6 protein-coding genes are annotated in these 10,822 nt (G+C 74.6%); 3 read left to right on the top strand and 3 right to left on the bottom strand.

The window, feature by feature from the left end:
* Window positions 1-976: septation protein SepH (gene sepH / locus HMPREF3159_RS13505; protein WP_070501634.1), on the top strand; the 976-nt coding region annotated here is incomplete at its 5' end.
* A 47-nt stretch (window positions 977-1,023) separates the two neighbouring features.
* On the opposite strand, the gene HMPREF3159_RS13510 is transcribed toward sepH, so the two are convergent.
* From HMPREF3159_RS13510 to HMPREF3159_RS13520, 3 genes are read right to left on the bottom strand one after another with little or no spacing between them, the layout of a single operon-like run.
* Window positions 1,024-2,157, bottom strand: a complete 1,134-nt coding sequence (locus HMPREF3159_RS13510) for an alkaline phosphatase family protein (protein WP_070501636.1) — start codon at window positions 2,155-2,157, stop codon at window positions 1,024-1,026.
* Between the two features lie 17 nt (window positions 2,158-2,174).
* Window positions 2,175-2,750 carry a DUF5998 family protein gene (locus tag HMPREF3159_RS13515; protein WP_053917252.1) on the bottom strand — a complete coding sequence of 192 codons (576 nt, stop codon included), beginning with the start codon at window positions 2,748-2,750 and terminating at the stop codon, window positions 2,175-2,177.
* Between the two features lie 37 nt (window positions 2,751-2,787).
* Complete coding sequence (locus tag HMPREF3159_RS13520; RefSeq protein ID WP_083305956.1) at window positions 2,788-5,541, bottom strand: bifunctional acetate--CoA ligase family protein/GNAT family N-acetyltransferase; 2,754 nt, start codon at window positions 5,539-5,541, stop codon at window positions 2,788-2,790.
* A 103-nt stretch (window positions 5,542-5,644) separates the two neighbouring features.
* Here HMPREF3159_RS13520 and HMPREF3159_RS13525 point away from each other — a divergent pair, with 103 nt between their 5' ends.
* Together HMPREF3159_RS13525 and HMPREF3159_RS18000 are read left to right on the top strand one after the other, a co-directional pair.
* Entirely contained in the window at window positions 5,645-8,101 is a 2,457-nt protein-coding gene (locus HMPREF3159_RS13525; protein WP_070501639.1) for a DNA gyrase/topoisomerase IV subunit A, read from the top strand.
* A 4-nt stretch (window positions 8,102-8,105) separates the two neighbouring features.
* Window positions 8,106-10,175 carry an aldose epimerase family protein gene (locus HMPREF3159_RS18000; RefSeq protein WP_246821640.1) on the top strand — a complete coding sequence of 690 codons (2,070 nt, stop codon included), beginning with the start codon at window positions 8,106-8,108 and terminating at the stop codon, window positions 10,173-10,175.
* Window positions 10,176-10,822: the final 647 nt, after the last annotated feature.

Below are 10,822 nucleotides of genomic sequence, written 5' to 3' on the forward strand. Positions count from 1 at the left end.
GCGGCTCGCCGCCCGCGAGGCGACCGGCGAGAGCGCCTGGGACGCCTGGCGGCGCCCCGACGGCACCTGGACCCTCGAGCTGACCTTCTCCGCAGGCGGTCGCACCCGGCAGGCCCACTGGGCCGCCGATGTCGAGACCCGCTCCGTCTCCCCGCTGGACGACGAGGCCCGCTGGATCAGCGACGAGGACGCCCCGCCCGAGCCGAGCCGCGGCCGCGGCCGGCTCCAGGCCGTGAAGTCCTCCGTGTACGACCTCGAGGCCGACGGCTCGCTCGAGGGCGAGTCGCCCCGCGCCCGCACCTGGCCGCCCCGCCGTCCCGTGGCGGACGAGCACGCCTCCGCGCTCGAGGACAGCGAGCTCGACGCGCTCAACGCCCGTCGCGGGATGCGCTCCGTCCCCCGCCCCGACGACTCCGCGACCGTCTGGTCGGGGCTCGACGAGACCGTCGAGGAGCCCGGCGACGACGGCACCGATGCGCAGGGCTCCGGGCTCGCCGTCGATCCCGCTCCGCACACCGATACCGCCCGTCCCGTCGCGCCGGTGCTCGCCGGCCCGGCGGAGGCCGGATCGGGCGCCGGGGCCGACGAGTCCCCCGCCGACCACGACCCGGATGCGGAGGCCCTGCGCGAGCACTCCTCGGCGCCGGAGGAGCAGGACGGGCAGGGCGCCGACGAGGAGCTCGCCGCCGAGGATCCCTCGGACTCCCCGAGCGCGCAGGACGGCGCCGACGACCCGGCCGAGGAGGCCTCCGACGAGGCGGGCGACGAGCCCGAGGGGCCGGAGATCCAGTACCAGGACACCGTGGACCTCACGCCGCTGCCCGGCTTCGACGACGCCTCCGCCGCCGCGCGGGGAGAGGGCTCCGGCGAGTCCGAGGAGCCCGCGAAACCGGCCCGGAAGTCCGCCCGGTCGAAGAGCAAGCGCGCCTCGATGCCCAGCTGGGACGAGATCGTCTTCGGCTCCCGGAACGACTGAGACGTCCCCCGGGGCCGCCGCGGGCGGGCATCGCGCCGCGGCAGGGCTCAGGTGATCGTGCGCAGCAGCGGCACGACCGCCTCCGCCGAGGTGAGCGATCCGTGTACCCCGATCATCGACCGGGCCGTCTCGGGTCGGCGTGAGAAGTCGTCGACGCCCCAGCGTCCGCGGGCGAGGACGAGCACGTCGGCGATCCGTCCCCGGACGTGCTCGGGGATCGCCGTGGCGGCCGGGCCGAGCAGCCCCGAGGCGAGCACCTGCTCCCGGGTGAGGACCAGGGCGCGCTCCCCCATCAGCACGTGCATCCGCTCGGCGAGCTCCTCGGCGGCGCCGTCGCCGGGCACCGCGTGCAGCGCGAGTGCCCTCGCCTCCCCCGTCACCTCCTCGACCAGGGACAGGATCGCCGGCTCCTCCGCGAGGTCGACGGTGTGCGCGGCGGAGGTGTCGACCATCCCGTGATCGGCGGTGAGGTGGACGCGGGTCCCCCGGGGGACACGTCGCAGCAGCGTGCCGATCAGCGCGTCGACCTCGGCGAGCGCGGTGCGCCACGGCTCGGAGTCGATGCCGTGCGCATGGCCCGCGTGGTCCACGTCGTCCACGTGCAGGTGCACCAGCGCGTCCGGGCCGCCGCGGTGCAGCGCGGTGCGCACCGCCTCGAGGCGGTCCCCGCGCCCCTGGACGAGGAACTCCCAGCCGCGATAGGCGACGCCGCTGAGATGGGAGCGGGCGTGCTTGGCGGGGGCGACCTGCACGGCGCGGCGCGCCCCGGCCTCCACCGGGGTCGTGAGCGGCATCCAGGCGTGGGGGTCCAGGCCCGGGGCGCCGGTCAGCTGGTTGACGGCGCGGCGGCCCACGGGGTCGAAGCCGAGATAGCCCAGCACCCCGTGCTCGAGCGGTGCGAGCCCCGTGTGCAGGGAGACCATCGCGCTGGCGGTCGTCGACGGGGTGACCGTGCGGATCCGCTCCACGGAGCCCTCGAGGCGCCTCAGCGTCGGCGTGAGCGCCCGGTGCTCGGCCAGCAGGTCCGCGCCGACGCCGTCGAGCAGCACCACCAGGTCCCGTCCCTCCTCGGGCGCGGAGGCGAGGGGGGCGAGCACGTCCAGCAGGCCCGGCCGCTCCCCCGCGGCGAAGGGCGGGGCCAGCAGGTCCTCGGGCCAGTCGGGCAGGGCGGGATCGTCCATCTCGGCCATGCTCCGGCTCAGGCCCCGAGGTCGTCGATCGCCTCGAGGAGGCGGTCGTGGAAGGCGAGCGCCTCCTCGACCGCGGCCTCGCCGTCGGCCAGCGCGCTGACCCGCAGCGCGAGGTCCGCGGGGGCGGAGCTGCCGGTGTAGCCGTGGTCCGCCTGGCAGGTGGGGTCGCCGCAGTCGGCCGGCTCGAGGTCGAGGCGACGGCTGCCGTCCCAGGTCACTCCGAGGGTGATCTCGGACTCGCGGCCCGTGGCGAGCTGCCCGTCGGTGTCGAAGACCTGGGACAGGCCCGTCGAGGTGATGCGGCGCAGACGCACCCGCTCAGTGGTGGAGACGACCTGGCTGGGGTTCAGCGCGTCCGCGGGGTCGTCGTCGAGATGGGTGATCAGCAGGTGCGTCGCGGTGAGCACGACGACGGTGAGGTGCCGTCGCACCTCGGGGCCGTCGAAGGTGGTCTCGGCGCGCACGAGGTGCGTGAGCACGGCCGCTCCGCGCAGGGAGCGCTCGATGCTGCGGGAGGCGGCCTGGGGGAAGTACCCGGCGGTCTCGAGGTCCTTCCGGAGGTCGGCGGGCAGGGCGGTGGTCATCGCCCCAGTCTCCCACGCGGCGGACGCCGGACGATCCTCAGGCACCGGGCGGTCCGGACAGCGTGCGGCGCGCCCCGTCGGTGCGGTTCGGCGCGGGGGCGAGCCGTGCTCCTGCCCCGACCACGGTGAGGCCGTGCTGGGCGACCAGCACCGGGTACAGCTCGAGGAAGGCGAGCTCGGGCAGGTCCTCGGCGAGGAGGCCCACCCGGACCACCAGGTCGGCGAGCGCGTCGCGGTCCGCGGGCGGCAGCCCCCGGGTGCCGCGGAGCTTCACGGCGCTGGCGGGGGCGTCGACGAGCCGGTGCGCACCGGCCTCGCTGAAGGGCGGGATCGCATAGGCGATGTCGTCCAGGAGGTCGGTCGCGTCCCCCGCCACGGACAGGGAGAGCACCGGCCCCAGGGAGGGGTCCTCGACGCTGCGCACCACCATCGGCACCCCGGCCGGCGCCATCGCCTGCACCTCGAGCGGCGCCGAGGAGTAGAAGAGGTCCTTGCGCATGGCCTGCACCGCATGGCGCAGCTGGACGGCGTCGGGGATCCCCAGGCGCACCCCGCCGAGGTCCGCACGGTGGCGCAGCACGGGATCGGTGCTCTTCAGCGCGACGGGATATCCGATCTCGGCGGCGCGGGCGAGCGCCTCGTCCTCGTCGGCGACGCGTCGGCCCTGCAGCAGCTCGATGCCGTAGGCGGCCAGCAGCGCGGCGACGTCCTCTCCCCCGACCTCGATCTCGACCTCGGCGCCGGTGCGGTCCCCGGGGTCCGACGGGCTCCCCGCGCCGGGGTGGTCCCTCAGGAGCCGCTCGGCGATCTCCCGCGCCGCGGCGCGGTCCACGTCCTCGCGCCGGGCCGGCTCCTCGTCGTCGGCCGCGGGTCGCAGCGCCGCCTCGAGCAGGCCGGAAGCGGCGCGGACGACGGCGAAGGGGGTGGCGTGCACCGGCGGGAGCTGCGGGTCGACGCGCACCCTGCCGCGCAGCGCGTCGAAGCGGTCGCTGCCGGTGACCACGCACACCAGCAGCACCACCTCGGAGTGGCGGGCGACGATCGCCATCTGGCGCAGCACCTCCTCGGCGTCCTCGCCCTGCGCGTCGAGCACCCCGGCGATCACGAGGTCCACCTCGCCCAGCGCCGCCATCGTGGTGAAGGCGCGCTGGATCAGACGCGGGTCCGGCGAGAGGGGGACGGAGCGGTTCTCGGCCACGATGCGCAGCCCGGCGCGGTCCGCGGCGCCGCGCAGCGAGGCGCCGAGCGCCGCCGTGTTGGAGAGGATCCCGACCCGCGGCCCGAGCGGGAGCCCCTGGCGCTCGATGCCGTCCACGACGTCCAGGAGGTGGTCGACTCCCCCGGTCTGCACGACCCCGGCGGAGTCGAGCACCTGGTCCAGGGCGCGCCGAGGCAGCGTCGAGCGGCGCACGTCATGGCCGGGCGGCAGATGGGACTCGCTGCCGGGCGGGCGCAGCACGATCAGCGGGGTGCGGCGGGTCAGGCGCCGGGCGATCCGGGTGAACTTGCGCGGGTTGCCCATCGACTCCAGGGCCAGCCCGATCACGCCCACCTCCTCGTCGTCCTCCCAGTGCTGGAGGGTGTCGTTGAGGGAGACGTCGGCGCGGTTGCCCACGCCCACGAACTCGTGCAGGCCGATCCCGCGGGCATCGGTGCCGGCCAGGAGCATCGCGGAGAGCGCGCTGGACTGCCCGGCGAGCGCGGCCCGCCCTGCGCGCGGCATGTGCGGGGCGAGGGAGAGGCTGAGCGGCGAGCGGCCGGTGCGCAGCATGCCGAGGGATCCCGGGCCCAGCAGCCGCATGCCGTGGCGTCGGATCCGCGCCACCAGCTCGCGCTGGAGGCCCCGGCCGTGCTCGCTGTCTGCGAATCCCTCGGTGGGGATCACGACGCTGCGCACCCCGATCTCGGCGCACTCCTCGACCGCGTCGAGGCAGGCCTCGGGGCGCAGCGCGATCACGGCGAGGTCGACGGGTCCGGGGACCTCGGAGATCCGCGCCCAGGCGCGTCGGCCTCGCAGCTCGAGCGCCTCGCGGGAGACGAGGTGGACGGTTCCCGGGTAGCCGGATTCCTCCAGCGCGGTGAGGAAGCGGCCGCCGACGGAATCGCGGTGGGAGGAGACCCCCACCAGGAGCACGGACTCGGGGTGGAGCAGCCGCTCCATGGCGCGCGCCTCGGCGCGGTGCTCCCGCTCCGCCATCACCGCGAGGGACCGGGCGGTGGGGTCGATCCGGAAGGACACCATGACCACCCCGTCGTCGAGGGTGCGGTCGACGTCGAATCCCGCCTCGGTGAAGACCTTGATCATCTTCGTGTTCTGCGGGAGCACCTCGGCGGTGAACACGTCGATGCCCTGCTCCCGCGCGGCGGCCGCGAGGTGCTCGAGCAGCACGGACCCCAGTCCCGAGCCCTGCCGGGAGTCCGCGACGTTGAAGGCGACCTCCGCCGAGCGCGGGGAGGTCCGGTCGTAGCGGCCGACGGCGACGATGTCCTTCCCCACGAGCACGACGAAGGCGACCCGGTCGCGATGGTCCACGGTGGTGAAGCGGGCAAGGTCCCGCTCGGACAGCCGCGGCATCGGCGCGAAGAACCGCAGGTACCGCGAGTGCTCGGACTGGCGCTGGTGGAAGGCCTGGAGCGCCTCGGCGTCCTCGGGCAGGATCGGTCGCAGGTGCGCCGCCGAGCCGTCGCGCAGGGCGATGTCCGCCTCCCAGTGCGCGGGATACGCCGGGCCGGCGCCGCCGCCCCGGGCACGTCGTCGCAGGGACCGCAGGCCGTCGCGTCTGTCCGCCATGGCGCGATCCTAGTCCGGCAGCGGCGGGTGTTGACGGGATTCACGTCCCGTCGGGAGCACGGGATCCCAGGATCATGGCCGGTCATGCGCCATGATGTCCTCCATGGCCCGATCACGCAGCACCGCACCGCCCGCTGGGGACGACGCCGTCGACGAGACCATCGTCGACATCGACGTCACCAGCGAGATGGAGTCCTCGTTCCTCGAGTACGCCTACTCCGTGATCTACTCCCGGGCGCTGCCCGATGCGCGCGACGGGCTCAAGCCCGTCCAGCGCCGCATCCTCTACATGATGGCGGAGATGGGTCTGCGGCCCGAGAAGGGCCACGTCAAGAGCCAGCGCGTGGTCGGCGAGGTGATGGGCAAGCTCCACCCCCATGGCGACACCGCGATCTACGACGCGCTGGTGCGCATGGCGCAGGGCTTCAACATGCGCCTGCCGCTGGTGGACGGGCACGGCAACTTCGGCTCCCTGGACAACGGTCCGGCGGCGGCCCGATACACCGAGGCGCGCCTGGCGAAGGCCGCGCTGCTCATGACGGACTCGCTGGACGAGGACGTCGTGGACATGGTCCCCAACTACGACAACCAGCTCACCCAGCCCGAGGTGCTCCCCGCGCAGTACCCGAACCTCCTGGTCAACGGCGCTTCCGGCATCGCGGTCGGCATGGCCACGAACATGGCGCCGCACAACCTGGTCGAGACGATCGCCGCGGCCCGCCATCTCATCGAGAACCCGGAGGCGGATCTCGAGGAGCTGATGCGCTTCGTGCCCGGCCCGGATCTGCCCACGGGCGGTCGGATCGTGGGCCTGGACGGGATCCGGGACGCCTACCGCACCGGTCGCGGCTCCTTCAAGATGCGGGCCACCACCCGGATCGAGAACGTCACCTCGCGCCGCAAGGGCATCGTCGTCACCGAGCTGCCCTACCAGGTCGGCCCCGAACGCCTCGCCGAGAAGCTGCGCGACGCGGTGCAGTCCAAGAAGGTCACGGGCATCACCGACTACCAGGACCTCACCGACCGCCACCACGGCATGCGCCTCGTGCTCACGGTGAAGTCCGGCTTCGAGCCCGAGGCGGTGCTCGAGCAGCTCTACCGCTTCACCCCGCTGGAGGAGTCCTTCGGCATCAACAACGTCGCCCTGGTCGACGGGCAGCCCCGTACGATGGGCCTCAAGCAGCTGCTGGAGGTGTTCGTCGCCCACCGCCTGGCCGTGGTGCGGCGCCGCACCGAGCACCGCCTCGGCAAGCGCAGGGCGCGCCTGCACCTGGTCGAGGGCCTGCTGCTGGCGATCCTCGACATCGACGAGGTCATCCAGATCGTGCGCCAGAGCGACGACGCGGAGACCGCCCGCTCCCGCCTGATGCAGGTCTTCGACCTCACCCAGGTGCAGGCCGAGTACATCCTCGAGCTGCGCCTGCGCCGCCTGACGAAGTTCTCGCAGATCGATCTCGAGGCGGAGCGGGACGAGCTGCGGGCCGAGATCGAGCATCTCGAGGAGATCCTGGGCTCCGAGGAGGTCCTGCGCCGCCTGGTCTCCGACGAGCTGGCCGCCGTCGCGGCCGAGCACGGGGACGCGCGACGCACGGTGCTGCTCGAGTCCGCCTCCGCCCCGACGGCGAAGGCGGGCGCCTCCCTCGAGGTCGCCGACGAGCCCTGCGGCGTGCACCTGACCGGCACGGGGCTGATCGCCCGGGTCTCCGGGGAGGGGCCGCTGCTGCGGGAGGGCCCGCGGGGCGCGCACGACGTGATCGTCTCCTCGGTGCGCAGCACCACCCGCGCCGAGGTGGGCGTCGTGACCGATCGCGGCCGGGTGCTGCGGCTGTCCGTCGTGGACCTGCCGAACCTCGCGCCGACCGCCTCGGCGCCCTCCCTCGCCGGCGGCACGCGCCTGGTCGACCTGCTGGAGCTCGAGCGGGACGAGCGCCCGCTGGGCCTGATCCGCCTGGCCGAGGCGGACATCGCCCGCGGCGGCGCGATCGCGCTGGGCACCCGCCAGGGCGTGGTCAAGCGGGTCCAGCTCGACTTCCCCCGCACCGACGGCTTCGAGATCATCTCGCTGAAGGACGGCGACGCCGTCGTCGGCGTCGTGGATCTCGAGGACGACGCGGACCTCGACCTCGTCTTCGTCACGACCGACGCGCAGCTGCTGCACTTCCCCTCCTCCGGCGTGCGCCCCCAGGGCCGCGGCGCGGGCGGCGTGGCCGGGATCAAGCTCGCGGGCGACGCGCAGGTGCTGTCCTTCGGCGCGATCGACGTGACGGCGCCCGCGGACGTCGTCACCGTCGCGGGCAGCTCGTCGACGCTGCCGCTGCTGCAGACCGGCTCGCTCAAGGTCTCCTCGCTGACGGAGTTCCCGGCGAAGGGCCGCTCCACCGCCGGCATGCGCTGCCATCGCTTCCTGCGCGGCGAGGACTCCCTCATCGGCGCATGGGTGGTGCCGCATCCGGCCCGCGCCTCCTCCGAGGCGGGCCAGCCGATCGACCTTCCCGAGCCCACCGGTCGACGTGACGGCTCCGGCACCCCCGTCCCGGTGCCGATCGCCGCGGTCGGCTGATCCGTTGCCCGCCCCCGCCGCGCACCGGGCGACCCGGGCGACCCGCGCCGAGAACGCGCATGTCGCGATCGGGATCGCCGGCGCGGTCGTCGGCCTCGTGGTGGGTCTGATCGCGCTGCGGGGCACCGCGGCGCTGTCGGGGACCGGGTCGATCGGCCAGGTCGCGGCGCTCTCCGTGGCCGGCTGCGCGACCTCGACCTCGGTGCTGGTGCTCGTCACGGACCGGGTGCGCACGATGCCCTGGTTCGGCTCCCGGCCGCTCTGGCGGCGCGCCCTGGACGTGGTGGGGCTCTCGCTCATCCACGGCCTGCTGGGCCTGTTCCTCACCGGGGCGCTGTTCGCGGTGTTCCAGCAGGCCTTCCAGGGCGTGGCGCTGGACCGCTTCGCCGGCACCTTCTGGGTCGCGGCCGCCAGCGGCGGCGCCGCCTACATCGCCTCCTCCTCGCTGACGGCGCTGACCGGCCGCTCGCTCGCGACGCTGCTGGCCGCCTTCCTCACCGTGGGCGTGCTCGCCAGCGCGCTGAGCGCCCCGGACCCGTACTGGTGGGAGCGCTACTTCTCCGAGCTCGGCGAGAGGTCCGGGGCCTCCAGCACGATCTTCAACCTCACCCTGCTGCTGACGGGCATCGCGCTGCTGACCGTGGTGGAGTTCATCGCGCACGACCTCGACCGGTGGGCCCGGGCCACGGGCGAGGACCATCGCGTGGTGACCGCGGTGCGGGTGATGCTCACCTCCGTCGGCGTGCTCGTCGCGCTCGTCGCGCTGGTCTCGCGGAGCGTGAGTGTTCTCTGGCACGACATCGTCGCCCAGTCGCTGGTGGTGGTGTTCGCGCTGACTCTGCTGGTGCTGCCGGTGCTGCTGCGCCGCCTGCCCGGGGCCCTGATCGGCTTCACCGCCGGCGCCTTCGCCCTGCTGATGATGGTGGTCGTGCTGTACGCCGGGGTGGGCTACCTGAACTTCACGGCCTTCGAGATGGGGGCGGCGGTGATCGTGTTCGTCTGGCTGCTGCTGCTCATCCGCACGGTCTCGGCCGCCGCGGAGGGCCTTCCCGAGGAGGGCGCCGGGGCCGCTTCCGCGGGTCCCCCGCAGGAGGGTCCTGCCGTGACGGCCGGCCCCAAGGACGAGGAGCCGGGCGTCTCCTCCTGCGCGTGGGACGATAGGCCCATGAGCACCGATCCCCAGTCCCCCGCCGTCCAGGACCCCGCGGCCGCCGCCGCCCGCGAGGCCGCCGTCCCGCTCCCCGAGGGCGTCGCCCTCGGCACCGCGCACGGCGCCGACGCCGTCCTGGTCGACACCCCCGCAGCGACCGGCGTGCTCCTGCTCGACGGCGCGCACCTGACCAGCTGGGTCCCCGCCGGCGGGCAGGACCTGCTGTGGATGAGCCCGAGCTCCGAGTTCGGGCCCGGCGTCGCCGTCCGCGGCGGCGTGCCCCTGGTCGGCCCCTGGTTCGGGCCCGGCCGCGATCTCGCCCGCACGGTGAAGCACGGCTGGCTGCGGAACATCCGCTGGGAGCTCGCCTCCGCCCGCCGCGAGGGAGACGACGTCGAGATCACCCTCGTCACCCCCGAGGACGCGGTCGCTCTGCGCGGCGAGGCCGTCTTCCGCCTCGGGGCGCAGCTGGACGTGGACCTCACCCTGACCGCCGGCTCGCGGCCGGTCGAGCTCGAGGCGGCGCTGCACACCTATCTCGCCGTCGGCGACGTGCGCGAGATCGAGATCCTCGGCCTCGAGGGCGCCGCCTATCTCGACAACACGCGGGACCTCGCCGCGGACGTGCTGCCGGAGGAGCCGCTGCGCCTGACCGCCTCCACCGACCGGATCACCGAGGCGACCGGCGAGGTGACGGTCGTGGACCCGGTGCTCGGCCGACGCCTCGTCTCCGCCCCGCGCGGCACCTCCCGCACCGTGGTGTGGAACCCCTGGGACACCCTGGTGGCGGGGATGGCGGACATCCCCGATGCGGACTGGCCCCGCTTCGTCTGCCTCGAGCCCGCCGTCGCCAAGGACGGCTTCGTCGCGCTCGAGCCCGGCGCCTCCCACCGCATCGGCGTCACCTACCGCATCGAGAACTGAGCACGGCTCCTCCCCTCGTCGGGAGCCCTCCAGGGCCCGGTCGTCCCCAGCGGACGGCCGGACCCTCGCCTGTTCGGCCGCCGACCGCCGGGTCCCTGCGGTTTATTCGCTGGCCCCGTCTGTCGCGGGATGGTGGACTGTGGTCATGGAGATGCACACGACCTCGACCCCGGCCCCGACGGGTCCGCGCGCGTCGACGGTCGGCACCACGGCATCCCTCCTCCGCCCAGGCGGAGCGGTCACGGCGTCCGCCGCGTCCGACGGGGGCCGTGTCCCCGTCGTCCTCGCCGCCGGCGCCTGCTGACACCGACCCGCCCCTGACCCGCCCTGCCGCTCGCCGCCGCGGGAGGGCGTCCCGGTGCGCCCTGGCGTGCCGCATACGGCCCGGCCCGCACCCTCACCACGCCGCTCGGCGGACAGCATCTGTCCGCCCGCGGCGGCAGACTCGACCACGTCCCTGTTCCCAGGAGGAACGCCATGTCCGCTCTCCAGCTCCCCACCACCAGGCCCCCGACCGTCCAGGACCTCCCCGTCCAGGACCTCCCCCAGCTCGTCGACGCCGCCGTCGCCGATCCCGCCCGGGACCGGCAGCTCGACCGGCAGCTGCGCGGCGTGCTCGCCGAGCTCCGCGCGCGGCGGCGGAGGCG

This window comes from Brachybacterium sp. HMSC06H03, assembly GCF_001807385.1.
Taxonomy (GTDB): Bacteria; Actinomycetota; Actinomycetes; order Actinomycetales; family Dermabacteraceae; genus Brachybacterium; species Brachybacterium conglomeratum.